This is a genomic window from Mesorhizobium sp., assembly GCF_004962245.1.
Taxonomy (GTDB): domain Bacteria; phylum Pseudomonadota; class Alphaproteobacteria; order Rhizobiales; family Rhizobiaceae; genus Mesorhizobium.
In genome coordinates this window covers 99,702-124,804 of the sequence record NZ_SUHQ01000015.1, presented here as the reverse complement: position 1 = coordinate 124,804, position 25,103 = coordinate 99,702, and the positions used below count along the sequence as shown (strand labels likewise).

General features: G+C 63.2%; 29 protein-coding genes and 1 pseudogene. 12 read left to right on the top strand and 18 right to left on the bottom strand.

Annotation, left to right across the window (positions count from 1 at the left end):
- The first annotated feature begins 82 nt into the window (after positions 1-82).
- Positions 83-2,148, top strand: a pseudogene (locus tag E5X88_RS17685) (ATP-dependent helicase).
- Between the two features lie 155 nt (positions 2,149-2,303).
- Positions 2,304-2,606: a DUF982 domain-containing protein gene (locus tag E5X88_RS17680; protein WP_292163501.1), complete on the top strand. Its 303-nt coding sequence runs from the start codon at positions 2,304-2,306 to the stop codon at positions 2,604-2,606.
- A 104-nt stretch (positions 2,607-2,710) separates the two neighbouring features.
- On the opposite strand, the gene E5X88_RS17675 is transcribed toward E5X88_RS17680, so the two are convergent.
- Positions 2,711-3,223 carry a DinB family protein gene (locus E5X88_RS17675; RefSeq protein ID WP_292163500.1) on the bottom strand — a complete coding sequence of 171 codons (513 nt, stop codon included), beginning with the start codon at positions 3,221-3,223 and terminating at the stop codon, positions 2,711-2,713.
- 189 nt (positions 3,224-3,412) lie between these two features.
- On the opposite strand from E5X88_RS17675, the gene E5X88_RS17670 reads away from it, so the two are divergent.
- The 3 genes from E5X88_RS17670 to ndk all read left to right on the top strand — a co-directional run bounded on the left by E5X88_RS17670 (position 3,413) and on the right by ndk (position 5,370).
- Positions 3,413-4,117, top strand: coding sequence for a glutathione S-transferase family protein (locus E5X88_RS17670; protein WP_292163499.1), 705 nt, complete (start codon positions 3,413-3,415; stop codon positions 4,115-4,117).
- A gap of 109 nt (positions 4,118-4,226) precedes the next feature.
- Positions 4,227-4,862 carry a 5,6-dimethylbenzimidazole synthase gene (gene bluB, locus E5X88_RS17665; protein ID WP_292163497.1) on the top strand — a complete coding sequence of 212 codons (636 nt, stop codon included), beginning with the start codon at positions 4,227-4,229 and terminating at the stop codon, positions 4,860-4,862.
- A gap of 85 nt (positions 4,863-4,947) precedes the next feature.
- Positions 4,948-5,370 (top strand): nucleoside-diphosphate kinase, encoded by a 423-nt coding sequence (gene ndk / locus E5X88_RS17660; RefSeq protein ID WP_126040693.1) that lies wholly within the window; start codon positions 4,948-4,950, stop codon positions 5,368-5,370.
- A gap of 112 nt (positions 5,371-5,482) precedes the next feature.
- Here the strand turns inward: ndk and E5X88_RS17655 are convergent, their stop codons facing one another.
- Positions 5,483-5,752 carry a hypothetical protein gene (locus tag E5X88_RS17655; protein ID WP_292163496.1) on the bottom strand — a complete coding sequence of 90 codons (270 nt, stop codon included), beginning with the start codon at positions 5,750-5,752 and terminating at the stop codon, positions 5,483-5,485.
- Between the two features lie 17 nt (positions 5,753-5,769).
- Here E5X88_RS17655 and E5X88_RS17650 point away from each other — a divergent pair, with 17 nt between their 5' ends.
- A complete protein-coding gene (locus E5X88_RS17650; RefSeq protein WP_292163495.1) occupies positions 5,770-5,985 on the top strand; it encodes a hypothetical protein in 216 nt (71 codons plus the stop codon).
- A 71-nt stretch (positions 5,986-6,056) separates the two neighbouring features.
- Here the strand turns inward: E5X88_RS17650 and E5X88_RS17645 are convergent, their stop codons facing one another.
- Complete coding sequence (locus E5X88_RS17645; protein WP_292163494.1) at positions 6,057-6,824, bottom strand: YbaY family lipoprotein; 768 nt, start codon at positions 6,822-6,824, stop codon at positions 6,057-6,059.
- Between the two features lie 280 nt (positions 6,825-7,104).
- On the opposite strand from E5X88_RS17645, the gene E5X88_RS17640 reads away from it, so the two are divergent.
- The 4 genes from E5X88_RS17640 to E5X88_RS17625 are packed head-to-tail and all read left to right on the top strand — an operon-like array spanning position 7,105 to position 9,666.
- Positions 7,105-7,428 carry a DUF2282 domain-containing protein gene (locus tag E5X88_RS17640; RefSeq protein ID WP_292163492.1) on the top strand — a complete coding sequence of 108 codons (324 nt, stop codon included), beginning with the start codon at positions 7,105-7,107 and terminating at the stop codon, positions 7,426-7,428.
- A gap of 33 nt (positions 7,429-7,461) precedes the next feature.
- The gene (locus tag E5X88_RS17635; protein ID WP_292163491.1) at positions 7,462-8,379 is read left to right on the top strand and encodes a DUF692 domain-containing protein; all 918 of its coding nucleotides are present in this window, start codon (positions 7,462-7,464) and stop codon (positions 8,377-8,379) included.
- Positions 8,366-9,166 carry a DUF2063 domain-containing protein gene (locus E5X88_RS17630; protein ID WP_292163490.1) on the top strand — a complete coding sequence of 267 codons (801 nt, stop codon included), beginning with the start codon at positions 8,366-8,368 and terminating at the stop codon, positions 9,164-9,166. The genes E5X88_RS17635 and E5X88_RS17630 overlap by 14 nt, the downstream gene beginning before the upstream one ends.
- 2 nt (positions 9,167-9,168) lie before the next feature.
- Positions 9,169-9,666, top strand: a complete 498-nt coding sequence (locus tag E5X88_RS17625; protein ID WP_292163489.1) for a DoxX family protein — start codon at positions 9,169-9,171, stop codon at positions 9,664-9,666.
- A 33-nt stretch (positions 9,667-9,699) separates the two neighbouring features.
- On the opposite strand, the gene E5X88_RS17620 is transcribed toward E5X88_RS17625, so the two are convergent.
- From E5X88_RS17620 to E5X88_RS17600, 5 genes are all read right to left on the bottom strand, one after another.
- Complete coding sequence (locus E5X88_RS17620; RefSeq protein ID WP_292163487.1) at positions 9,700-10,188, bottom strand: molybdenum cofactor biosynthesis protein MoaE; 489 nt, start codon at positions 10,186-10,188, stop codon at positions 9,700-9,702.
- Position 10,189: 1 nt separating this feature from the next.
- The gene (gene moaD / locus E5X88_RS17615) at positions 10,190-10,447 is read right to left on the bottom strand and encodes a molybdopterin converting factor subunit 1 (RefSeq protein WP_292163486.1); all 258 of its coding nucleotides are present in this window, start codon (positions 10,445-10,447) and stop codon (positions 10,190-10,192) included.
- A gap of 1 nt (position 10,448) precedes the next feature.
- Positions 10,449-11,045, bottom strand: coding sequence for a CDP-diacylglycerol--glycerol-3-phosphate 3-phosphatidyltransferase (gene pgsA, locus E5X88_RS17610; protein ID WP_292163484.1), 597 nt, complete (start codon positions 11,043-11,045; stop codon positions 10,449-10,451).
- A 98-nt stretch (positions 11,046-11,143) separates the two neighbouring features.
- The gene (gene uvrC, locus E5X88_RS17605; protein WP_292163482.1) at positions 11,144-13,234 is read right to left on the bottom strand and encodes an excinuclease ABC subunit UvrC; all 2,091 of its coding nucleotides are present in this window, start codon (positions 13,232-13,234) and stop codon (positions 11,144-11,146) included.
- A complete protein-coding gene (locus E5X88_RS17600) occupies positions 13,231-14,007 on the bottom strand; it encodes an SDR family oxidoreductase (protein WP_292163481.1) in 777 nt (258 codons plus the stop codon). The genes uvrC and E5X88_RS17600 overlap by 4 nt, the downstream gene beginning before the upstream one ends.
- Before the next feature lie 408 nt (positions 14,008-14,415).
- Here E5X88_RS17600 and E5X88_RS17595 point away from each other — a divergent pair, with 408 nt between their 5' ends.
- On the top strand, positions 14,416-15,072 hold the full coding sequence (locus E5X88_RS17595; protein ID WP_292163480.1) for an outer membrane protein: 657 nt from the start codon (positions 14,416-14,418) through the stop codon (positions 15,070-15,072).
- 86 nt (positions 15,073-15,158) lie between these two features.
- On the opposite strand, the gene E5X88_RS17590 is transcribed toward E5X88_RS17595, so the two are convergent.
- From E5X88_RS17590 to E5X88_RS17580, 3 genes are all read right to left on the bottom strand, one after another.
- Positions 15,159-15,755, bottom strand: coding sequence for a glutathione S-transferase family protein (locus tag E5X88_RS17590; RefSeq protein WP_292163478.1), 597 nt, complete (start codon positions 15,753-15,755; stop codon positions 15,159-15,161).
- 448 nt (positions 15,756-16,203) lie between these two features.
- Positions 16,204-16,638: a hypothetical protein gene (locus tag E5X88_RS17585; RefSeq protein ID WP_292163476.1), complete on the bottom strand. Its 435-nt coding sequence runs from the start codon at positions 16,636-16,638 to the stop codon at positions 16,204-16,206.
- A 600-nt stretch (positions 16,639-17,238) separates the two neighbouring features.
- Positions 17,239-17,769, bottom strand: coding sequence for a DinB family protein (locus E5X88_RS17580; protein WP_292163475.1), 531 nt, complete (start codon positions 17,767-17,769; stop codon positions 17,239-17,241).
- A 95-nt stretch (positions 17,770-17,864) separates the two neighbouring features.
- Here E5X88_RS17580 and E5X88_RS17575 point away from each other — a divergent pair, with 95 nt between their 5' ends.
- A complete protein-coding gene (locus E5X88_RS17575; RefSeq protein WP_292163577.1) occupies positions 17,865-18,461 on the top strand; it encodes a TetR/AcrR family transcriptional regulator in 597 nt (198 codons plus the stop codon).
- Positions 18,462-18,626: 165 nt separating this feature from the next.
- Here E5X88_RS17575 and E5X88_RS17570 read toward each other — a convergent pair whose 3' ends face one another.
- From E5X88_RS17570 to E5X88_RS17540, 7 genes are all read right to left on the bottom strand, one after another.
- Positions 18,627-19,079, bottom strand: coding sequence for a hypothetical protein (locus tag E5X88_RS17570; RefSeq protein ID WP_292163473.1), 453 nt, complete (start codon positions 19,077-19,079; stop codon positions 18,627-18,629).
- 129 nt (positions 19,080-19,208) lie between these two features.
- Entirely contained in the window at positions 19,209-20,054 is an 846-nt protein-coding gene (locus E5X88_RS17565; RefSeq protein ID WP_292163472.1) for a 23S rRNA (adenine(2030)-N(6))-methyltransferase RlmJ, read from the bottom strand.
- A gap of 3 nt (positions 20,055-20,057) precedes the next feature.
- On the bottom strand, positions 20,058-20,672 hold the full coding sequence (locus E5X88_RS17560; protein ID WP_292163470.1) for a hypothetical protein: 615 nt from the start codon (positions 20,670-20,672) through the stop codon (positions 20,058-20,060).
- A gap of 183 nt (positions 20,673-20,855) precedes the next feature.
- A complete protein-coding gene (gene ugpC / locus E5X88_RS17555) occupies positions 20,856-21,950 on the bottom strand; it encodes a sn-glycerol-3-phosphate ABC transporter ATP-binding protein UgpC (RefSeq protein WP_292163469.1) in 1,095 nt (364 codons plus the stop codon).
- A 10-nt stretch (positions 21,951-21,960) separates the two neighbouring features.
- The gene (locus E5X88_RS17550) at positions 21,961-22,794 is read right to left on the bottom strand and encodes a carbohydrate ABC transporter permease (RefSeq protein ID WP_292163468.1); all 834 of its coding nucleotides are present in this window, start codon (positions 22,792-22,794) and stop codon (positions 21,961-21,963) included.
- 18 nt (positions 22,795-22,812) lie between these two features.
- Positions 22,813-23,748 carry a carbohydrate ABC transporter permease gene (locus E5X88_RS17545; protein WP_292163466.1) on the bottom strand — a complete coding sequence of 312 codons (936 nt, stop codon included), beginning with the start codon at positions 23,746-23,748 and terminating at the stop codon, positions 22,813-22,815.
- 87 nt (positions 23,749-23,835) lie between these two features.
- Positions 23,836-25,095 carry a sugar ABC transporter substrate-binding protein gene (locus E5X88_RS17540; RefSeq protein WP_126040650.1) on the bottom strand — a complete coding sequence of 420 codons (1,260 nt, stop codon included), beginning with the start codon at positions 25,093-25,095 and terminating at the stop codon, positions 23,836-23,838.
- Positions 25,096-25,103: the final 8 nt, after the last annotated feature.

Genomic DNA, 25,103 nt, shown 5'->3' with positions numbered 1-25,103 from the left:
TGGTGCGCCAACAGTCGGACAAATCAATCGTCTCTCCCGTCGAAACCGTTGCGAACAAAGCAGAAACGATGCTTGATGGGCAATGAACCTCGCTGCCCGTGATTCGACCTTCCGGCCTGCCTATCTTGCAAAGCTGAATGCCGAGCAGTGCCTTGCCGTCGAGCATGGCGACGGCAAGGTTGCCGGCCCGCTGCTGGTGATCGCCGGCGCCGGTTCCGGCAAGACCAGCACGCTGGCGCATCGCGTCGCGCATCTGATCGTCAAGGGCGCTGATCCCAGGCGCATCCTTTTGATGACGTTTTCGCGGCGCGCAGCATCGGAAATGACCAAGCGGGTCGAGCGCATCGCCGGTGAGGTGCTTGGCCGGGACGCTTCCGTCATCACCGACGCGCTGAGCTGGGCCGGCACGTTCCACTGCTGCGCGACTATGCTTTGGAGATCGGCCTCGATCCGGCCTTCACCATCCATGACCGCGAGGATTCGGCTGACCTGATGAACCTTGCCCGGCACGAACTCGGCTTCTCGAAGACGGAAGGCCGTTTTCCGACCAAGGGCACCTGCCTGGCGATCTATTCGCGTGCCGTCAACGCGCAGGCGCCGCTCGGCGAGGTTCTGGGTTCGGTGTTTCCCTGGTGCGCCGGCTGGGCAGAACAGCTTAAGGCGCTGTTCGCCCGATATGTCGAGGCCAAGCATGCGCAGAACGTGCTCGATTACGACGACCTGCTGCTCTATTGGGTGCAGATGGCCGGCGAGCCGGAGATATCAGCGCATCTGGGTGGACGCTTCGACCATGTGCTGGTCGACGAATACCAGGACACCAACCGGCTGCAGGCCTCGATCCTCACGGCACTCAAGCCGGACGGATCCGGGCTGACGGTGGTCGGCGACGATGCGCAGTCGATCTATTCGTTTCGCGCGGCGGAAGTCCGCAACATCCTCGACTTCCCCAAACAGTTCGCGCGGCCGGCCGAGATCGTCATGCTGGAGCGCAACTACCGCTCGACCGAGACCATCCTGGCCGCCGCCAATGCGGTGATCGGCGAGGCCTCGGAGCGTTTCACCAAGAACCTCTGGTCGGAGCGCAAATCGGCGGAAAAGCCGAAGCTGGTCAGCGTCCGCGACGAGGCCGAGCAGGCGAGTTACGTCTGCCAGGCGATCCTGACCGAGCGCGAGGCCGGCACGGCGCTGAAGGCGCAGGCCGTCCTGTTTCGCGCCTCGCACCACAGCGGGCCGCTGGAGATCGAGCTGACGCGCCGCAACATCCCGTTCGTCAAGTTCGGCGGGCTGAAGTTCCTTGACGCCGCCCATGTCAAGGATGTGCTGGCCATCCTGCGCTTCGCCGAAAACCCGCGCGACCGTGTCGCCGGTTTTCGCGTGCTGCAGCTTCTACCCGGCATCGGCCCTTCGGCGGCTTCGCAGATCGTCGACACCATGGCGACGTCGCTCGACGAAGCGATGGGCTTGGCGCGCTACCGGCCGCCGCAACGCGCCGCCGACGACTGGCCGGATTTCGTCGCGCTGTTCTCGCAGCTTCGCACCGGGTCGGGAAAATGGCCTGTTGACCTCGAACAGGTCAGGCTGTGGTACGAGCCGCATCTCGAGCGCATCCACGAGGACGCAACGACGCGCCGAGCCGATATTCTGCAGCTCGAACAGATCGCCTCGGGCTATGCCTCGCGCGAGCGTTTCCTCACCGAGCTGACGCTCGATCCACCGGATGCGACCAGCGACGAGGCCGGGCCGCCGCATCGCGACGAGGACTATCTGATCCTGTCGACTATCCATTCGGCCAAGGGCCAGGAATGGAAGAACGTCTTCGTGCTCAACACCGTCGACGGCTGCATCCCGATCGATCTCGGCGTCGGCTCGAAGGAAGATATCGATGAAGAGCGCCGCCTGCTCTACGTGGCGATGACGCGGGCCAAGGACGGCCTGCACCTGATCATGCCGCAGCGCTTTTTCGTCCACGGCCAGGCGGCGCGCGGCGACCGCCATGTCTATGCCTCGCGCAGCCGTTTCATCCCGGCCTCGATCCTCGGCGCCTTCGAACAGACATCGTGGGCCAGCGTTCAGGCCAAGGACGATCCGCGCCGCCAGCCGCAAGTGCGCGTCGACCTTGGCGCCCGCATGCGCGACATGTGGAAATAGCCCTCTTTCGGCACGGCGCCAATGCCACGGAACTTGGTGGCGAAAACCAAATCCCGGCAACATGGAACCTGATGCCGCAATCCGCGTTTCTGGGCGTCCGATTCAGATCGGAGAGCGGCGTCCGCCGTCACCTCCGCCCAATTCGAGAGGCTAGAATGCACGACACGACGTTCTTCACCCCGGTCGCCGTAACCGTCGGCGCCGGCCATAAGCGCATGCTTGCTTCGCTCTTCGACATGCATGAGTTCCTGACCGAGTTCCCGCCATCCCGGCGGCGCCTGAGCTATGGCGCGGCCGTGAAGGCCTGCGAGGCGGCACGCGCCGGCGAAATCTCGCCCGAAGCGGCGCGCGATGCCCTGATCACCTTCGCGATGACGGCAGGCATTCTCTGGCCTTCGGCCCAGCCGGCGGCCTCGGTCAAGCCGGTCGCCCGGGGCCGTGGCGGATACGCCGCCTGACGCCTGGCCAAGCCGCTTTGCGACCATGACCGTCGAAGATGCCATTCATCTTCGACGGGTTTTCCAACCTGCTTTCGATCCGATCACGATAGGACGCGGATAAATCAGGCGAAGGGGCGCCCCTCTTCGCTGCGCTGGAACTGCGTCAGGTCGAGCGGCACCGAAGGCCGGCCAAGAATGGTCAGGATCGCGTGCGCCTGGCCGCGGTGATGGGTCTGGTGGTTGAAGAAATGATCGAGCGCCGGCGCCAGCCGCTGCGAGACGGTACGCATATCGGAGACGGTCATGTAGGAGAAACGGCCGGACAAGGCCTTCTCGCTCAAGCTCCCTATCCAGTCGATGATCCTTTTGTCTTCGGCCTCGCGCGCCAGCCGCAAGCCCGGCAAGGCGCGGTGCAGAATCGTGTCGAGCCTGGCCGGCGCGTCGCCCTCGCCGGTAAAGCGCCTCATCCAGATGCGATCGGCGGTCAAGATATGGTTGAGCGTGCCCATCATCGAGCCGAAGAAAGCACCGACATTGCGATCGAATTCTTCCTCGTCGAGATCGGCGGCGGCCTCGTAGATGCGGCTATTGGCCCATTGATTGTAGCCCGCAAACATCATGAAGTGCTGTTTCATATTTTTCTCCCGACCCGCGAGACCCCGTTTCGGGTGCCTACCGCATCGGCCCGAAAATCGGTATCGATTTTTGCTGCACTGACCTTCGGTTCGGAAAAGCACGATGCTAGATTCAAAAGTGCTAGAGCGTACTTTGTGCGTCCGAGCGGACGCACGTCGCTCTAGTAGACCGCAAGGAAGCCGCCGCCAATGACCATTCTGCTTTATGACCTCGTCGGACGCGATGCCACCCGCCCGTTCAGCCCGCATTGCTGGAAGGCGGCGATGGCGCTCGCCCACAAGGGGCTCGACATCTCGACCGTGCCGACGCGTTTTCTCGAAGTGCCCACTGTTGAAGGTGGCGTTTCGAAACTCGTTCCGGTGATCCGCGACGGCGAGAAGGTGGTCGCCGATTCCTTCGCCATCGCGCTCTATCTCGACGAGGCCTATCCCGAGCGGCCGACATTGTTTTCCGGCGACGGCGGCAAGGCGATGGCGCGCTTCATCGAACGCTGGTCGCAGCTGACCATCCACCCCTATGTCACCACCGTGGCGATCATGGACCTCCACGCCATGCAGGACGAGGCGAACGCCGCCTATTTCCGCCAGAACCGCGAGCAGCGCTTCGGCAAGAAACTGGAAGAGGTGATGGCGGCGCGCGACGCCGGCCTTGGCGCCTTCCGCGCCTCGCTGGAGCCGTTGCGCTCGACGCTCGCCTATCAGCCGTTCATCGGCGGCCAATCACCGCTGTTTGCCGACTACATCGTCTTCGGCGCTCTGCAATGGGCGCGCATCGCCTCGCCCTACCGGTTGCTCGACGACAGTGATTTGGTGGCGCAATGGTTCGAGCGCTGCCTAGACCTGCATGACGGCCTCGGCCGCAAGGTGGCGGCGGCTGCCGCCGCCGCCGCATAGGGGAGTAAGGGAGTAAGGAAGTTAGGAAGTCGCGGCGGCGCACATACCTACTGCCCTACTGCCCTACTCCCCCACCCCCTTACTCCCTTAGCAAAGGCAGCAGGACACCATGACGTCAGGCCCGGAATTCCCGGACGATTTTCGTACCGAGCTGGCCAACCTCTTCCGGTGGCGGCGGGACGTCAGGCGGTTCAAGCCGACGCCGCTTCCGGAAGGCGCGCTGGAGCGGTTCATAAACCTCGCCGGCATTGCACCCTCGGTCGGCCTCAGCCAGCCCTGGCGTTTCGTCATGGTCGAGAGTGCTGAGTGCCGCGCCGCTATCAGGGCCTGCTTCGAGCGCTGCAATGCGGAGGCGCTCGCATCGTTCGGCGGCGAACGCGCCGCGCTCTATGCGCGCCTGAAGCTCGCCGGCCTGAACGAGGCGCCTTGTCAATTCGCGGTTTTCGCCGACCGCGCGACAGAACAGGGACATGGGCTCGGCCGCCTGACGATGCCCGCCACCATCGAATATTCGGCGGTGATGGCGATCCACACCTTTTGGCTGGCGGCGCGCGCCGAAGGAATAGGCATGGGCTGGGTGTCGATCCTGGATCCGGTCGAGATGGCGACGATCCTCGGCGCGCCGCCCGAGTGGACGCTGATCGGGTATTTCTGCGTCGGTTATCCCTGTGAGGACCATAACATGCCGGAACTGGAACGGGAGGGCTGGGAGTTTCGGCGCCCGTCGACTGTGATTACGCGCTGACCGAGCACTTCCCCTTGGCAACATGCCGGGCGGCTTGTATAGAGCCCGCCACCTTCAATTCCACTTTCATCACAAGGACGACCCCATGGCGCTCGAACGCACCTTTTCCATGATCAAGCCGGACGCGACCCGGCGCAATCTCACCGGCGCCATCACAAAGATGCTGGAAGATGCTGGCTTGCGTGTCATCGCCTCGCGCCGAGTATGGATGAGCCGCCGCGAGGCCGAAGGCTTCTATGCCGTGCACAAGGAACGTCCGTTCTTCGGCGAGCTGGTCGAGTCCATGTCGTCGGGCCCGACCGTCGTGCAAGTCCTGGAAGGCGAGAACGCCATTGCCAAAAACCGCGACGTGATGGGCGCCACCAACCCGGCCAACGCCGCCGAAGGCACCATCCGCAAGGTGCATGCGCTGTCGATCGGCGAGAATTCGGTGCACGGCTCCGACGCGCCGGAGACCGCCGCGCAGGAAATCAAATACTGGTTCTCGGACACCGAGATCGTCGGCTGAGCCGACGGCCCGGATCTCCGCTTCATGACTCAAAAAGCCGGCGTTTCGCCGGCTTTTTCGTCAACGGCCTTCCACGGGCCGACTGGTGCCCACCCCTCGCCTCGGGTTCTGATCACTTCGGCTCGCGAGCCTTTACATTCGCATGGTCGTTAGCTGCTTCCGTATCGGTAGCCGGGGTCTGCATATCATGGCCGGTGAACGGGCTGCCCTGACCAGGCGCTACATCGCCGCTATGACCGGCCTTGTTGGTCTGGAGGGGCTGGCTATCAGGACTGAGACCATGCTGAAGGGCATCGAACAGATGGTCGTCTGCCTTGGCAAGGCCGGTAAAGGCAATGAGCGATGCGCCTGTGGCAGCAAGGATAAGTGCGTGCGTTTTCATCTCTGGACTCCCCTTGAGTGGCCAGAACGAGCCGCAGCCATTCTGGCGGCTTCAACGAAGGGATGTTTTCCAAGGAAAATACCCCGTTTGCCTCGCCCGCCGTCTATGAGGGGGACAACGTTCCTTCCGCCCGATTTATTCCGGCTGAAAAAGCGGCGCGATCGGCATGCGATTTGACGGCCGCGCAGGCGCCATCTGTCGCAGGCTGCAAAACCACCTTCCATTCAGATTAAATCGGAATGAGGTTCTGGCTTCTTGTTTGCGCATGATCTTTTCAAAACCGAAGCCGGGTTTGCATCATGTTCTAGCTCGCGGCGTTGAAGCGTAGGATGACGCGGCCGTCCTTGTCGGCGATAACGAGCTTGCCGGCGTCGACATGGTAGGACGCCGCCTTGGCCAGCGCCTCGAACAGCGCCTTTTCCTCGGCCATGATCTCGGGCGCACAGGCCTTGAAGGTCGAGCCGATATCACTGATGGCGATCGTCGAACCATCGACTTTGGCGGTGGCGAAGTAGACGTTGCAAGGGCCGCTGCCGCCGGCCTTGCCGGCCTCGCTGACCCTGAACGTCGCCTGCGGCTCGGTGATCACACCAATGCCGTCGATATACTCGACCAGCCAGCTCTGCCCGAGCACCGGGGCCGCTGCCGGTTTCTCGCTCGACGTCACCATCTTCAGCATGATGGTCTGCGGTGCGTCGCTCAGCGGATCGACCTGATGGCGCGTATCGGAGACGAACAACAGCCTGTCGTCGACGGTGATGCGCGCCTGCAGCGCATAGGTCATATCAGGCCGGATCACCTGGGGATCGAAGCTGATCTCGAACTTGATCGGCACCTGGCCGGCCGGCGCCACCTTGCGCTCGCCGATGACGGCGGCCGGCGCGCCGGCCAACGAGACATCGGCAAGCTGCACGGAAAGCACGGCATCGGGCGGCAGCGCGATCCGCTCGCGATACATCACCTCGCCCTTCAGGGTCTTCTCAGCAGCGACGGACAACCCAGGCACCGTCAGCATACCGACGACCAGCGGCACGACACCGAAGATGAAGAACTCGGCGATCCTGTCCAGCATGATCCTGCTCCCGGTCGCGCATCAAACCAGCCGGAAGGTCTCGCAGGATTGCGGTGGTTCCGTGGCGCCCACACGGACTGCTCGCACGGCGATGCCCTCCAGCGGTTTGCGGCCCTGTCGTCAGCCCGCCTGGCGTGACAGGCACATTTTGCTCAAGCCAGGCCCGAAGCGATCACGAAGTCGTGTTCCCAATCGGATGTAACACGGGGAACCTCCGGACCGAACTGACCAGTGCGCGCTTGAGGAATGGCGCGCTCAACAACCCAACCGGAGGTGAATCATGTCGACAAGATCAACCGTAAGCGCGGCATTTCTGGCCGGCGCCGTTGCCACGGCTCTTGCTTCTTTCGCGACGGCCGCGCCGCTGTCGGAGTCAGAGGTCAAAGCGGCGATGGATGCCGGCAAGGAGAAGTGCTTTGGCGTCGCCCTGAAGGGACAGAACGACTGTGCTGCAGGACCCGGCACCACCTGCCAAGGCACATCGACTGTTGATTACCAGGGCAACGCTTGGAAATTTGTCGACGGTGGCACCTGCACAACGATGGAACTGCCCGGCGACCGCAAGGGCTCGCCCACGGAACTGACCCGCGACATCCCTTCGTAAGCAACGCAACCTGCCCGGAAAGCGGAGGCGAAGATGAACGGACTGGCCCCACCATCCCGCGTGTCGAAAACCTCGCGCTTTCCGGCATACCCCGTCGCCGACCTTGCCGGCATCAGTTTCAAGCATGAACACCTGCACGCGATCCTCGGCGACGACGCAAAGGGCGGCTTCTTCGAGGTCCACGCCGAAAACTACATGGGCGCCGGCGGCCCGCCGCACGATGCGCTGACCAAGATCCGTCGCGACTATCCCGTTTCGCTGCACGGGGTGTGCATGTCGATCGGCGGACCGCGGCCGCTCGACAAAGCGCATCTCGGTCGTTTCAAGGCGCTCGTCGACCGCTATGAGCCTGCGCTCGTGTCCGAGCATCTCGCCTGGTCGACCCACGACACCACCTATTACAACGACCTGCTGCCCCTGCCCTATACGCCGGCAACCGTTTCGCGCGTGGCGGATCACATCGACGAAGTACAGGAGGTGATCGGCCGCCCGATCCTGCTCGAAAACCCCTCGACCTACGTCCTTTTCCCGGAATCGACGATGGGCGAGACGGATTTCATCCGCGCGCTGGTGCGGCGCACCGATTGCGGCTTGCTGCTCGACGTCAACAACGTCTTCGTTTCGGCCACCAATCACGGCTATTCAGCTCTTTCCTACCTCGCGGATTTTCCGCTCGACCACGTCGGCGAAATTCATCTGGCAGGGCATGCCGAGCAGGAGGATGACGAAGGCGATCTGCTGCTGATCGACAGCCATGACGGCCCGGTCGCCGACGCGGTCTGGAAGCTCTTCGATATCGTCATCGGCCGATGCGGGCCGCTCCCGACGCTGATCGAATGGGACAGCGACATTCCCGACTGGCCGGTGCTCAAGGCGGAGGCCGCCGCCGCCCAGGCGATCCTCGACCGTCATGCCGACAGCTTGTTCGGAAAAGCCCATGCCACGGGATGAGCTCCAGTCGGGCGATCCCGGCCGCCGGTCTGACTATGCCGCAGCGTTCACCGCCGGCCTGCTCGATCCTGATCGTGCCCCGCCTGACGCTGTCTCGGGGCCGAACGGGAAGGCTGCGGTCAAGCGATATGCCGTCTACCGCAACAACGTCACGGTCAGCCTGATCGATGCGCTGGCCGCCAGTTTCCCGGCGACGCTGCGCATCACCGGTCCGGACTTCTTTCGCGCGATGGCGCGCTTTCACGTTCGCGAAACACCACCCACCTCGCCGCTTCTGTTCGAATACGGCCGCGACTTTGCCGATTTCATCGGGCGCTACGAATACGCGCGGTCGATGCCCTGGCTGGCCGACGTGGCGCGCATCGAACGGGCCTGGCTCGACGCCTACCATGCCGCCGACGCGGAACCGCTGGCGTCCGGAGCACTGGCGTCGATCCCGGCCGAACGACTGGCCGATACCGTGCTCGTGCCGCATCCGGCAACGCGGGCCATACGCTCGCGCTATCCGGCCGTGACGATCTTCGCTGCAAACCGGAGCGACGGTCCTGTCGGGCGGATCGAGGCGAACGGCCCCGAAGATGCACTGGTCACGCGGCCCGGCCTCGAAGTCTTCGTTCGCCACCTGCCGCCCGGGGGCGCGGTTTTTCTGGATCGTCTCATGGCGGGCGAGCCGCTCGGCGCGGCTGCCGCGGCAGCATTTGCAGAACGTGCCGAGTTCGACCTTTCCGCCAATATCGCCGGCATGCTGCAAGCGGGCGCCTTCATAGCGGCACATCAGGAAGAGTGAGCATGACGAACCATGGGCGGAACGCGAGCACCGGGCAGCGAGGGATCGCCGCCCTTGCCGAAAGGGTGAATGCCGCTTTGCGCACGATCGCCACTCCATCGCTGACGCAGCTTGTCCTGCGCTGCGCGCTCGCCGTCCCGTTCTGGCGGTCCGGCGTCAACAAATGGGACGGCTTTCTGCAGTTGAACGACGTCGCCGTGCTGCTTTTCACCTCGGAGTTCAAGCTGCATCTGCCCGGCGGACCTTACGATTTTCCCACACCTGGGCTGGTGGCGTTCGCCTCAGGGTCGGCGGAGATCCTGCTGCCAATCCTCCTCGTTCTCGGCCTGGCGACACGACTGGCGGCATTCGGGATGCTGCTGATGACACTGGTCATACAGCTCACCGTGCCGGACGGCTGGCCGTTGCACATCACCTGGGCGGCGATGGCACTTGGCATCATGGCGTGGGGGCCAGGCCGGATTGCGCTCGATCACTGGATTGGCACCGACAAGGGCTGATGGCTTCCACCCCTCCGGCGGTGACGCGAAGCGTCAATCTCGTTTCGGCACGGCCTGCTTCCAACGGCTTGCGGCCTGGTCGTCGGCCTCCTTGGCGTCGACCCAGCCGCCCTCGGAGCCGTCGGCATGGTGCTCCTTCTTCCAGAACGGCGCGCGCGATTTCAGATAATCCATCAGGAAGTTCGCCGCCTCGAACGCCGCTTGCCGGTGCGCGGAGGCCGCGACCACCAGCACGATGTTCTCACCGGGCACGAGCCTGCCGTGGCGATGGATGGCGGTGAGCCCCTGCAGCGGCCAACGCTCGATTGCCTCGGCGGCGATGCGGCCGATCTCGGCTTCCGCCATGCCGGGATAATGTTCGAGTTCGAGTGCCGCGAGCCTGCCCGCCTCGTCGCGGCAAAGGCCCGAGAACGTCACCACGGCGCCGATATCGGCGCGGCCTTGCGCCATCCTGGCGATCTCGGCGGCGACATCGAAATCCTCCGCCTGGATGCGCACCGTCGGCACCACCGCGGTCGGCATTTCAGCCACCCGTCATCGGCGGGAACAACGCGATCTCACGGGCGCCGGCGATCTTTTCGCGATGCTCGACATGTTCCTGGTTGATGGCGACGCGGATCACATCGGGATATTGCAGCGCGTGGTCGTATTCCTCGCCGCGCGATTTCAGCCAGCGCAGCAGGTCGGCCACGGTCTCGATGCCGGCGGGCAGCTCGACATCCTCTTGCGGCTTGCCGATCCGCTCGCGCACCCAGGCGAAATAAATGAGCCTCGTTGCCATGTCACTCATCCATGATGTGCTTGAGGCCGGCGCGGAAATAGTCGTAGCCGGTGTAGAGCGTCACCAACGCGGCGATCCACAACAGCACCAGCCCGGTCTGCGTGGTCAGCGGGAATATCTTGTCGCCGGCGGGGCCAGCGAGCAGGAAGGCGATGGCGACCATCTGGATGGTGGTCTTCCACTTTGCCAGTTGCGTCACCGGCACCGAGACCTTCAGCGCCGCCAGATATTCGCGCAGGCCCGAAACCAGGATTTCGCGGCACAGGATGATGATCGCCGCCCACAGCGACCAACCGGCGATGCCGGCATGGCGGTCGGTGTCGGCGGCGAGCAGCAGCAGGCACGTGGCGACCAGCAATTTGTCGGCGATCGGATCGAGCATCTTGCCGATATTGGAGGTCTGCTGCCAGGCGCGCGCCAGATAGCCGTCGAAATAATCGGTGATCGAGGCCAGCAGAAAAATGACCAGCGCCGACCAGCGGGCGAAGTCGCTCGACTTCAGATGCCCTTCGAGAAAAAAACACAGCACAACCAGCGGCACCGCGAGAATGCGGGCGTAGGTGAGGATGTTGGGCAGGTTTAATGCGCGCTGGGCCATATTTTGGGAACTCTCTCTGCCTGCGTACTCAAATCAGAAGCGAATGTGGGGGGTCAACAGGCGATAGTCGATGGACCAACCGAAAATAGCCGAATCCATCAGCTCTCGTGAAAATGGTTGTAGACCAGCTTTGCCACCTGCTCCGAAATGCCGTCGACCACCATCAAATCCTCGATCGCGGCGCGGCTGACCGCCTTGGCGGTGCCGAAATGCATGAGCAGCGCGCGCTTGCGGCCGGGGCCGATGCCGGCGATCTCATCAAGCGGGCTCTTGACCATTTCCTTCTTGCGGCGGGCGCGGTGCGAACCAATGGCGAAGCGGTGGACCTCGTCGCGCAGCCGCTGGACGAAATAAAGCACCGGGTCACGCACGGGGAGCGAAAACGAGTCTCTACCCCTCACGAAAAAGCGTTCGCGGCCGGCGTCGCGATCCTGGCCCTTGGCGATGCCGATCGCCACCACACGGTCCTCGATGCCGAGATCGGCGAGGATCTTGCGCACCGCCGTCATCTGGCCCTGGCCGCCGTCGATGAGGATGACGTCTGGCCAGGCCGGGAAGCTGCCGGTGTCCTCGATGTCGTCGCCCTGTTCGGTCGGGGTCGGGTCGTCCGCCAGCTCTCCACTTTGCGGCACATCGCCATGTTCCTTCAGCAGCCGCGAAAAACGCCGCTCCATCACCTCGCGCATCATGCCGAAATCGTCTCCCGGCGTGATCTCCGTCGAGCGGATGTTGAATTTCCGGTACTGGTTCTTCACGAAACCTTCCGGCCCGGCGACAACCATGGCGCCGACGGCGTTGGTGCCCATGATGTGGGAGTTGTCGTAGACCTCGATGCGCACCGGCGGTTTTTTCAGGCCGAAGGTCTCGGCAAAACCGGCGAGCAGCCGCCCTTGCGTCGAGGTCTCGGCCAGCCGGCGGCCGAGCGCTTCGCGGGCATTCTGAAGTGCGTTGTCGGTCAGGTCCTTCTTCTCGCCGCGCTGCGGCACCGAGATCGACACCTTGCGGCCCGCGCGGGTGGAGAGAGCCTCCGCCAGCAATTCCTGGTCCTCGACGCCATGCGACAACAGGATGGCGCGCGGCGTCGGCTTGTCGTCATAGAACTGCGCCAGGAACGAGCCCAGCACTTCCGATCCCTCCAGCGCCGGATCGGCCTTGGGGAAATAGGCGCGGTTGCCCCAGTTCTGGCCGGTGCGGAAGAAGAACACCTGGATGCAAACCTGGCCGCCTTCCTGGTGGATGGCGAAGACATCGGCCTCGTCGACTGTCTGCGGGTTGATGCCCTGGTGGCTCTGCACATGAGACAGCGCCGCCAGCCGGTCGCGATAGATGGCGGCCCGCTCGAAATCGAGGTTTTCCGACGCCTGCTGCATGGCGGCGGAGATCTCCGTCTTCACCTTCTGACTGCGGCCGGAGAGGAAATCCTTCGCCTCGGCGACCAGCTCGGCATAGTCGCCATGCGAGATTTCGCCGGTGCACGGCCCGGCGCAGCGCTTGATCTGGAACAGCAGGCAAGGCCGGGTGCGGTTCTCGTAGAAGGAGTTGGTGCAGCTCCTGAGCAGGAAGGCGCGCTGCAGCGAATTGATGGTGCGGCCGACGGCGCCGGCCGAGGCGAAGGGGCCGAAATAGTCGCCCTTGCGCGAGCGCGCGCCGCGATGCTTGTAGATGCCGGGCGAGACATGGTCGCCGGTCAGCAGGATATAGGGGAACGACTTGTCGTCCCGCATCAGCACATTGAATCGCGGCCGCAAGCGCTTGATAAGGTTGGCTTCCAGCAACAGCGCTTCGATCTCGGTGCGGGTGACGACGAATTCCATCGTCGCCGTCTCGCGCACCATGCGGCCGATGCGGCTGGTGTGGAAACGGCCTTGCGCGTAGTTGGTCACGCGCTTCTTCAGGCTGCGCGCCTTGCCGACATAGAGCACGTCGCCGGCGGCATTCATCATGCGGTAGACGCCGGGCGCGTTGGGCAGCCGCTTGACCAGCGTCTGGATGACTTCGGCGCCGACCATGCCGTCGGCATCACCGGCATGCGGCGTCCAGTCGATGGCCGTAAAGGCCACGTCAGGGCCACTGGGACCGGGAACTGAAGGTTCGACGATCTCGTCGGCCGCCTCATCCTCGAGGTCGATATCGGGGGGCAGGTCGTCGGCGGCGCCGCCTCGTTTGTGTTTCTGGTCCATGGAACTCATTCCATCATGCCTGTCACATCCGGCGTCTGCCATGCAAGGTGCTGGCCGCCGTCGAGCGCAATCATCTGGCCGGTGACCGAGCGCGCGCCCCAGAGATAGCGAATGGTGGCGCCGAATTCAGGCAATTCCGGGCCGCGCTTCAGGATCAGGCCGCCGACCTGCGCGGCAAAATCGCTGTCGTCCTGGCGCGCGCTCTTCAGTGTCGGCCCGGGACCAATGGCGTTGACGCGAATATGGGGCCCCAGCGCCTGCGCCATCATCTGCGTCTGCGTCCACAATGTCGATTTCGACAGCGCATAGGAGAAATAGCGTGGCGTCGGCCGCCAGACACGCTGGTCGATCATATTGACGATCAGCCCTTCCCGGCCTTCCGGCAGCGCGCGGGCGAATTCTTGCGCCAAAAGCGCCGGCGCCTTCACATGGACGGCGAAGTGACTGTCCCAGGCAAGCCAGTCGAAGTCCTGAACCGTATCGTCCACGAACAGCGAGGCGTTGTTGACCAACAGTGTAACTGGTCCGAGCGCGGCCTGGGCGCGGCCGACCAGGTCGCCGACCGCGGCCATGTCGGTCAGGTCGGCGGCGACCACAGCGGCGCGGCCATCCTTGCCAAAATGGCCGCCGTTGATCCGCGCGGCCAACGCTTCCGCCTCAGCCTGCGAGCGGTTGCAATGGATAGCGACAGCAAAACCGTTCGCGGCAAGATCCTCGACGATCGCCTTGCCGATCCGCTTTCCCCCACCCGTCACCAACGCCGTTCCAGCGGCCTTGCTCATCCTGTCAATCCTCAATGGGCCTCGATTTCAGCCCGCCGGCAAAATATGGCCGGCCAAGCGTTAAATGCCGTTCGCACGTTGGGCAGCATTGTGGCAAAGCGGCCGGATCGGTCTTTCGACTCTGGCCGGGACTCGGCCTGCCAGACCGCAATATAGGGCGCTGGACCCCATGCTCCAAGCGGTGTTCAGCGCGGCGTGGCAAAGCCTCCTGACACCATCTGTTGCGCAGATGCAACGTCAAGGTTCGGCCTCATTCGCGCCAGGGAATGACCCAAGTTCAGGTTCGCTTCAGCCGCATTTTGACACGACATTTGGAACCGTTGAGCGCCAGACCCGTTTATCCCCCCGGCGGGTTGAGGGTGCTTGTAAAAAGCAAGCCTGTGCCTGTGGCTTAAGGAGTAAAGAACAATGCAAGCCAATCTTAAATTTGCGCGACCGCTGGCGGTGGCGTTCGGGCTCTTCGCCCTCGGCGGAACCGCCTATGCTGCTGACGTGATCCAGGAAGAGCCACCGGCACCTGCCCCGATCGCCGAACTTCCGGTCGCGTCCTGGGCCGGTCCCTATGCCGGTGTGAGCGTCGGCTACGGCTTCAGCGGCCATGCCGATGCCGAGGATGTCGGCGTAGACGTCGGCACCGATGGATTCGTCGGCGGCGTCTTCGGCGGCTATCAGTGGCAGCAGGAGAACTTCGTCTACGGTGCTGAAGCCGATATCGGCTATAGCGGCATCGAAGGTGACGATCTCGGCATCGAGGCCAAGGGCGGCGTCGAAGGCTCGCTGCGTGCCCGCCTCGGCTACGCCGTCACCCCGGAGATCCTGCTCTACGGCACCGCCGGTGGCGCGCTGAAGAACCAGAAGATTGAAAACCACAACACTGGTGTCAACGACGACAACACCATGCTCGGCTGGACGGCCGGCGTCGGCACCGACATCAAGATCACCGACAATGTGTTCGGCCGTGTCGAATACCGCTACACCGACTTCGGCGACAAGGACTTCGGCGATGTTGGCAAAGTCAAGTCCACCGACAACCGCGTCACCTTCGGCGTCGGTATGAAGTTCTAGATCGTCCAAGCCACGACACGAAAAAGCCGGGCCTCGCGCCCGGCTTTTTTTGCGATCCCTTCTCGGGGCTGGCTGCGTCAACCAGCTCACGCCGGAACGCAGGATTTCAGTTCCGGAAACTTCTCGTCGAAGCGCGCTGCCCAGCGGACCAGGCGGCTGCGACCCTTTTCCCATTTTCCGGCAAAGCGCAGTGAGAGATAGCCAAGGCAGGCGCGCAGCGCCAGCTGGCCGGCGGTGATCTTCTTCGGCAGTTTTGGCGGATTGGCGTTGAGCAGATCGAGCGCACCGGTGATCTTCGCCCACTGGCGGTCGAGCCACGGCTGGTAGACCATGTCTTCAGGGCGTGTGCGCCGCTCATAGACCATCGACAGCGCGCAGTCGCAGATGCCGTCGGCCAGCGCCTCCAGCACTTCGGCCTCGAGGCGCTTGTCGGGGTTGCGCGGAAACAGCGCGTTCTTCGACATGCGGTTGAGATGCTGGGTAATGGCGCGGCTGTCGTGGATCGAACGGCCGTCGTCGAGCACCAGAACCGGGATCTTGCCGAGCGGATTGGCCCCGATCAGCTCGGCCGGCTTGTCTTCGGTTTTTACCGGCACGAGATCGACGGCGATGCCGGCATAAAGCGCGGCCATGCGCACCTTGGAGCTGTATGGGGACGTGGAAGCGTAGAGCAGTCTGGGCATGATCGGGTTCCTGTTTGCCGACTGCAGCGCCGCGCGTCCACTTGGACGCACAAAGGACGTTGCAGCACTCTGATCCTTGACGCGCGGCACTGTTGACTGGGCATGCCAGCATGATCAACAGCCACAAGCGGGAAAACCAGGCGCCACGGAGAACGACCGTTTCCTCCGCGATCTTGAGGCAAATGAGCGGTGTACGGCAGCTGCAGCCGCATGAGAATCCGAACAGGTCGGACAGATCCCAACCTGATCAATTCCGGCGTTTCACCGAGGGTTTCCTTCCAGGCACAGACAAATGCCCCACCGGACTTCGCCGTGGCGGCGAAGTCCTGGGAGCTGCGAAAAGCTGTCTTCCCTCCCGCCTCTGTTCTTGCCCGAGCACCGACCCTGTGAGTGAGGCACACTCCCTCAACCGTCTTCGGCACTGTCCTCCGCGAGCGACGAGACGCGATTACTTCTTGGCCTTCGGCTTTGCGGGCGCTGCCTTCGGCTTGGCCGCCGGCGCTGCTTTCTTCACTGCTGCCGAAGACTTCGCTGCCGCCGCCTTCGCTGCCGGTGCGGCTTTGGCCTTGGCAGGTGCTGCTTTCTTCGCTGCCGGCTTCGCCACGGCCTTTGCAGCCGGCTTCTTGGCAGGTGCTGCCTTCGCCTTGGCGGGCGCAGCCTTGGCAGGTGCCGCCTTGGCCTTGGCGGGTGCCGCTTTCTTCACTGCCGGTTTTGCCGCGGCTTTCGCGGCCGGCTTCTTGGCCGGCGCTTTTGCCTTGGCCGCGGCGGCCTTCGGCTTGGCAGCAGATGCTACTTTCTTCACAGCGGTTGTCACTTTTGCCGCCGCTGCTTTTCCCTTGGCCGCGGCGGCCTTGGGCTTGGCGGCAGGTGCTGCTTTCTTCATGGCAGTTGCGACCTTAGCCGCCGCTGCTTTTGGTGGTGCTTTCTTTGCCGGTGCCTTCTTTGCCGGTGACTTGGATGCCGGCGCTTTGGATGACTGTTTAGCCATATCATGCCCCTTCCGTTGTGCCGACGGCCGTTAGTGGCCCGGCGTGCAATGCATATCTGACTCGCGACTGTCTAGCCAGCGAAGCATTAGCATGAATTTTGCAGTTTAAGTTTTGGTTACGGCGATCGCGCGACCATGCTGCCGCCGCGAAAACCGGCTGCGAATCTTCGCTCCTCGCGGCAAAGTTCTGACACGAGAATTCTGCGCACTCTATCTCGGCCGGTGTTCTCGTCAAGCTTAGGGCTTTTTCGAGCGGCTTTGCGCTTCAACGCCCAATGCTCGTCGCGAAGATCATCAAGAGCTAAGGCGTCGCTCAGTTCATCTTGCTCAGCGCAATGAACTACAGTCGAAGGCGAAAGCAACCGAATGAGCGCGCCGCTGCACATCTTGCACAACGCGACGAACGTGAGCTGATAGCTCGCATTTATGAAGACAGGGTGACGCCTCGACAGATCCGGTCGAGCCGGTATCGCGAATCGAAAAGCCCTCGGGCGGTCAGGCTCTGAGCGGCTCGTGCCTCATCTGCAGCCGGCGAGAAGGCTCGGCCCGATGGAGATGGACGGCGAAAGTATCCCATGGCGGGGTGATGGAAATCTGCGCCAGGATGCGCCCGACTTCACCGCGATGGTAGCCCCCGTGCAGAACGACGTGGGTCAACATTTCCTGTCGTGACATCAATGCCTTATCCCCATCGGTGAACACGAATGCGACGGGCTCTGAAAGCTGTTGCGACGAAACGGTTTCCAGATAGTCGAGATACCAGCGATCGGTCGCCGTGACCGCCGCGCGCAATTCGCCGAGCGCCGGCGTCTCATCAGTGTTGTCGGCGCAGTAGCCGTGACTTGCGCCAAGCAGGTGCGCCGAGAATATCCGCGACACCACATGGCAGTGATTGATGAGCCGCATTGCGGCGTGCCGTTCCTTGTCGTGTACGCGGGCGTCGAGGCTCGCAAGCTTCTCCAGCAATTCGTCATTGGCCCATGCCTGATAGGCAAAGAGGCTGCGAAGCAAGGCGAGCGTGCTCATGGTCGGTGTCCTTTTCCGGAAATGTGAGTATGTTGTTTACATTTTCACGGGATGAAGCAGACGTGTCTACTCGCATTGCAAAGCCGCGTCAGCGCATGCGCAAACAACCGCGCCAGGCGCGTTCCAGGGCGACCGTCGAGGCGATCATCGAGGCGGGAGCTCATGTTCTGAGCGGGCTGGGCTGGGCCGGCTTCACCACCAACAAGGTGGCAGAGACGGCAGGCGTGAGCATCGGCTCGCTCTACCAGTATTTTCCCGACAAACTTTCCCTGCTCGAAGCCATCCGGCGCCGCCATTTCGATCATGTGCTGTCGGTCATTCGCGACTCGGCAGCAGACGGAAAGCCCCTCAGGAAATTCGCGCAGGATCTGGTGCGCGGCATGATTGCGGCGCACAGCATTCACCCGACGCTGCACCAGGTGCTGCTGGACGAGGCGCCGAGCGATCGCGGCTCGCGCGCCGCCCATGCCTCCTTCCAGGCGCAATACCTCAATCACTATGCGACCGCAGTCGCCGCTTACCGCAAGCCGAGAAAGAGCGCCGACACAGAGACCGTAGCGCGCGTGCTATCATCGGCGGTCGAGGGGGTGATCCACAATGCGGCGCGAAGGGGCATGCTGGATGCACCAGAGTTGCAAAAGCAACTGGTCGAACTGATCTGCGCCTACCTGTCCGGCGTCAAAACGGCGTGAAGCTCGCTGAGAGCTTGGGATCGCGAGTTTGCGACATGGCAGCAGGACAGCGCCCCCTCTGTCCTGCCGGACGTGCGGGGGAGATGTCCGGCAGGACGAAAGGGGGGCGGCATGGAGCGCGAACCTCAACCATCTACCCAGCCGGCGCCTGCTTGTAACCCGTCTCTAGCGCAGGACGCGGCAGCGGCCGTTATAGACCATCCAACGGTCGAAGCCCGAGACGCAGAATTCGACATTGTCGCCGATCGAGGCAAAGCCCTGCCCCTCCTCGATCAGATACCAGATGGTGCGGGCGTGGCCGTCGGACAGGCTGACGGTGGCGCCGCAATAACGGCGGCCGATCGGCCAGGTGTCGTTGGCCGGTAAATAGCGGTGCTGGTGGATGCGCTGGAAATCGGTGATCTCGACATCGGGCAGATTCGGCACATGGCGCACCTGATACGAGAAGCGGCTGGTGATCTTATTCAGCACCCAGGCCTCGCCGCAAACGCCGCTGTCTTCGTCGGAATAGACGGCAAGGTCGGCCGCCTTTGCTGTCTGGGTGACAGCGAGGGATGTGCCGAGCGGCGTGCAAAGGGCGATCAGTGCGGCAAGGGCGGATTGGGCGAAGCGAGTCATGGCAGCCTCTTATGGTCGATTGCGCGCACTGTGCGGATTCGCTTGCGCGCGGTCAAGCGGTTGTAGAGACGATGGTTTCTTAGTTTGAAATTGCTTCAACCAAGGCAGGCGCGTGAACACCTGCGCCCCCTATGCCGCCAGCCACTCCAGCGTCCAGTGCGACGGTTTTTCAGCGACAAGCAGTTTGTGCAGGGCCGGCAGCAGCGTCCGCAACTCGCCCTCCAGCGTGAACGGCGGGTTGACCACCACCATGCCGCTGCCGTCGAGGCTGGGTTCGGCCGATGGCGGCCTGATCTCGAAGCCGATGTCGAGCAGCTTCGGGACGCCTGACTGCACCAGCGCCCTCCTGAAGGCAGCGACCGCCTTGCGGTCCTTGACCGGATACCACAGCGCGTAGATGCCGCCCGGCCAGCGCTTGTGCGCCTTGCGCAGCCCGTCGACGAGGCGGTCGAACTCGCCCTGCTCCTCGAATGGCGGATCGACCAGCACGAGGCCGCGCTTTTCTTTCGGTGGCAGATGCGCGCCGAGCGCCAGCCAGCCGTCAAGCTCGATCACCCGGGTCTGGAAATCGCCTTGGAACAGCGTCCTCAGCTTCGCGACATCCTGGCGATGCAGCTCAATCGCCGACAGCCGGTCCTGCTTGCGCATGAGATGACGCGCGATCAGCGGCGAGCCCGGATATTTTTTCACGCCGCCTTCGGGATTGAGCGAACGGACGGCTTCCAGATAGGGGGCCAGAAGTGCTGCCGCCGGCGGGTCGAGCGTGGCATCGACCAGCCGGCCGATGCCACCTCGCCATTCGCCTGTCTTCTGCGCTTCAGTCGACGACAGGTCGTACCGGCCAATGCCGGCATGGGTGTCGATGACGCGAAACGCCTTGTCCTTCTGTTTCAGATATTCGACGAGCCGGCTCAGCACGACATGCTTGACGACATCGGCGAAGTTTCCGGCGTGATAGGCGTGGCGATAGTTCACGACTTAATTCGAGCCCCTGCCCCAGCGCGGCGGTGGCGGCTGCGAGTTCGGATTTTGCGGTCGCCGGCCGCCGAAACGCAAAGCCAACACCAGCCCGATCAGGCCAACCGCCATCAGCGAGAAGCCAACCGGCTGCGCACGGCTGTCGATCTCGCCGACGCCGGAGCGCAGGACAAGGTCCACCGCCCGCATCTCGATGCCTTCGGCGTCACCGGGGCCGGCGGTGAAGATGTAGGGACCGGGGCTGACGGTTGGGATCAGGCCTGCCTCGTCGCGAAAGATCTTGTCGGGCAGTTGCGGGCTGACCTGGCGCGGGTTCTCGGAATGGATGAACTGCAGCGTCGAGGCGAGCACCGTCCTGCCGCCGGTGGCGGCGGTCAGCGTCAGCACGGTGCGCTGTTGCGAAACGACGATGCGTTCGGCCCGGGTGGTGAGGTCGACCAGCACCCGCACCGGCGCGTCGCCGCCGGCCAGCGACACCGTCACCGGCTTGAACCGGCCCTGTTCGTAGACCCGCCAGGTGCCGATCTCATGGCCTGAGAAATTGGTCATCGCCCAGGGATAGACGACGCCGATGCCGATGCCGGCGAGCAGGATCAGAAGAAACAGAAAGCGCATGCGCTCAACTACCTAGCATTGGCGCCGTCGCTGGCGCATTTCCACCTCGTCCAAAGAGCGTGTCGAGGCCGAGAGCGAATGTCCTATCGAATTCGGCAGCGCCAAGATAGACAATAGCATCGGACCCAAAGGTGGGAACCGGTTTTGGAAACGCTCGAATGACCCGAGCGACCGAAAGGAGGGTCAGCTCTTCCCCGGCTGGAGGCTCGCTGCGCGCTTTCCAGTCGCATCGAACAAATGCAGATGTTGCGGCGGGAAAGCCACCGTCACCGTCGGGCCGGCCGTCAGCGCGGCCCGGTCGAGCGTGAAGACGTTGAATGGCAGGCCATGCAGGCCGAGATGCAGGATGATGCCGAAGCCGGTCGGCTCGATCAGGTCGACCGTCGCCCTCAGGCTGCCCTCCAAGGCCGGCGACATCTCGACATGCTCCGGCCGGATGCCGAGTGTCACCGCCGCGCCTTCCTCCAGTTGATAACCTGACGAAAGCGCGATCAGCGTTCCGTCAGGCAGTCGTGCGCCGGCCGTGCCTGCGCTGACCTCGTAACGTGCCGACAGAAAATTCATGGCCGGTGATCCGATGAAGCCGGCGACGAACAGGTTGGCCGGGCGGTCGTAAAGCTCCAGCGGGCTGCCGACCTGCTGCACCACGCCCTCATGCATGGCGACGATCCGGTCGGCCAAAGTCATCGCCTCGATCTGGTCGTGGGTGACATAGATCGATGTCGCGCCGAGATCACGATGCAGCTTCTTGATCTCTGCCCGCATCTGCTCGCGCAAGCGCGCGTCGAGATTGGACAGCGGCTCGTCGAACAGGAATGCCTTGGGCTGCCGCACGATCGCGCGGCCCATCGCCACGCGCTGGCGCTGGCCGCCCGACAGTGCCTTCGGCCGCCGTGCGAGCAGCGGCTGCAGCTCAAGCTTCCTGGCCGCGTTGCCGACAGCGGCTGCGATCGTCTCGCTGGCGGCCTTCCGGATCCGCAGGCCATAACTCATGTTCTCGGCGACGTTCATGTGCGGGTAGAGCGCGTAGGACTGGAACACCATGGCGATGTCGCGGTCCTTGGGTGCACGTTCATTGACGCGCGTGCCGTCGATCCGGATCTCGCCTTCGGTCACCTCCTCGAGCCCGGCGATCATGCGAAGCAAAGTGCTCTTGCCGCAGCCCGACGGCCCCACCAGCACCACGAACTCGCCGTTCTCTATCGCCAGGTCGACGCCGTGAAGCACGGAGACGACGCCGAAATTCTTGCGAACGTTGCGGATGTCGATCGATGCCATGAAACCTCCCTCAGCCCTTGACCGCGCCGGCCGTCAGGCCCTGGACCAGATAGCGCTGGATGAACAGGAAGAAGAGGCCGGCGGGGATCAGCGCCAGCACGCCGGCCGCCATCATCTGTCCGAAATCGACCGAAAACTTCGACACGAAAGTGAGCAGACCGACCGGAAAGGTTGCGGCGCTGTTGCCCGAAATCAGCATCAGCGCGAACAGCAGTTCGCTCCACGCGGCGGTGAACACAAAACCCAGCGTCGCGGCAATACCCGGCAGCGTCAGCGGCAGGATGATCTGGCGAAACGCCATGAACTGCGTGGCGCCGTCGATCTTGGCCGCCTCCTCCAGCTCCTTGGGAATGCCGTCGAAGAACGACTGCATCAGGAATGTCGCGAAGGGGATGTTGAAGGCCGTGTAGACGACCACCAGCCCGGTCAGGCTGTTGGTCAGCCCGAGCGGCGAGAGCATCTTGAAGATCGGCGCGACCAGCATCACCAACGGAAACATCTGCGTGAGCAGCATCAGTGCGACCAGCCAGTATTTGCCGCGGAAGGTGAAGCGCGACAGCGCATAGCCGGAGAGAGACGCGAGCAGCGTCACGATCGCGGCCGTTGCGCCGGCAACGATCATGCTGTTCCTGAAGAAGATCGGGAATGCACTGTGAGCCAGCACGAAGCGGAAATGCTCGAAGCTCATCCGCGACGGCCACATCCGCACGCCCTCCGAATAGAGCAGGTCGTTCGGCGTGACCGATACTTTCAACAGCCAGAACAGCGGGAACAGCGCAAAGACCACGTAGCAGAGGATTGCCAGGCGATGCAGCGCGGTGCCGTAGATCGAATACCTGTTCATCCGGTCATCCCCGATCCATCAGGCGCGATCCATCAGGACTTGCCGCAGCATGACGATCAGCATCGAATAGGCGAGCAGCAGCACGAGCAGCACCAGCGCAATGGCCGAGGCGTAGCCGAAATCAAGTGCCCTGAAAGCCTGCGTGAAGATATAGCTCGCGACGATCTGCGTACGGTCGGCGGGGCCGCCATTGGTCATCACGATGATCAGGTCGGCGAAGTTCGAGATCCAGACGGTGCGCAAAAGCACGGTGATCGCAATGGTCGGCGCAAGGAAAGGCAACGTGATCGACGTGAACCGCCTGACCGCGCCGGCACCGTCGATCGCCGCCGCCTCGTAGAGGTCGCGCGGGATTGCCTGAAGCGCGGCCAGCAGCGTGATGGCGAAGAAGGGAATGCCCCACCAGACGTTGGCGATGATCGGTCCCCACATGGCAAGCTGCGGATTGGAGAGGATGTTGGCCGGCTCATCCATGAGGCCGAGCGCATAAAGCCAATGCGGCAGCGGCCCGATGACAGGATTGAGCAACCACGCCCAGTTGAGCCCGGTGAGGAAGGTCGGCACCGCCCAGGGCAGGAACACCAGCGCCTGCGCGATGGCGCGGCCGGCAAACGGCCGGTCGAGCAGCAGCGCCAGGATCAGGCCGAACACGAATTGCAGGAAGACGGACGCACCGGTCCACCACAGCGTGTTGCGCAGCGCCCGATAGAAATTGTCGTCGCCATAAAGGGTACGAAAATGATCGAGCCCGACATATCCACCAGAGAAGGGATTGAGCAAATGCACGTCGCGGAAAGCGTAGGACAGGCCAAGCACCAGTGGCGCCAGCATGATGGTGACGATCAGGATCAGTGCCGGGGCGGTGTAAAGATATGGCTCGGCACGGCGCGTGATCCGTTCGATCAGCGACCGGCGGCGCGATTCCGGTAGCCCGGCGGTGGCGTCAAAAACCATCAGGTAACGCTTTCGTTCCAATTGGCCATGGACGAGATCCATCGGAGCCACCCGCGATGGGCGGCTCCGATGCTCGCGGTTCGCCGTTTATTTCTTGGCCAGGAATTTCTGCTGCGCCTTGGTCAGATAGTCGGCCCACTGGTTGGCCATTTCCTCGGGCGTAATATCGCCGAGCAGTGCCTGTTGACTGGTCTTGATGACCATCGAGTCCTTGAAGAAGGCGAACTCCTCGAGATAGGTCGGCATGACTGTCGGCACCGCATCCTTGTCCTCGAGTTCGGCGAACCAACCCTTGAACTGCTCGCTTGCGTAGAAGGGATCCTTTTCGGCGGACTTGTGAACCGGCAGCGCTCCGGTGCGCTTGTTCCACTCGACATTGCCTTCGGGCCCTTCGAGCGTTTCGATCAGCTTCCAGGAGAGGTCCTTGTTCTGGCTGGCCGCCATCATCGACCAACCGGCGTAGCCGATGGTCGGAAACGTCTTGCCGTCCGGCCCCTTCGGCATGGTCATGACGCCGTAGTCTTCCGGCTTCATCCGCTCGGCGATTGCGATCAGCGCGTCCGGATCCTGATCGAGCATTGCGCAGGTGCCGGTGTAGAAACCGGCGACGATTTCGTTGAAGCCCCAGTTGACGCTGTCCTTCGGTGCCAATCCCTTCTTGTAGAGATCGACGACCCAGGTCAGTCCCTTGACCCAGCCTTCGCTGTTCATGGTCGAGGTGCCGTCGTCGTTGAAGAATTTGTTGGACCCGGCCATCGTTGCGCCGAACATCATCCAGCCGTTGAGGCCGCCCGGCCCGCCGCGCAGGCAGTAGCCGTATTTGCCCGGGAGCTTGGAGACTTTCTCCGACGCCGCCACGAACTCATCCATCGTCTTGGGCGGCTCGGCGACACCAGCCTCCTGGAACAGCTTCTTGTTGTAGAACATCGCCCGGAGATAGAAGCCATAGGGCAGCATGTAGGCAGTGTTGTTCACGTCGCGGCCGAGCTCGAGCGCGCGATCGGTGAGGCCCGAGGTGTGCTCCCACTTGGCAAGGTAAGGCTCGAGGCTTTCGAGAAGGCCGTTGTTGGCATACAGCGACAGCCACGTGTCCGGCATCTCCATGACGTCGGGGATTTCGCCGGCGGACACCATGGTCGCGAATTTCTGGAACGCCTCACCCCAGGGCAGCGAGATGACCTCGACTTTCGTGCCCGGGTTGGCGGCCTCGAATTTGGAGACGATCGACTTCAGCGTTTCAGTGCGCTCGGGGCTGGTGATCACCTCCACGAGCTTCAGCGTCGTGTCAGCGAGTGCAGTACCCGACATCAGTACGGTGGCGAATGCGGCGATAAGAAGCTTCTTCATTTTCCGTT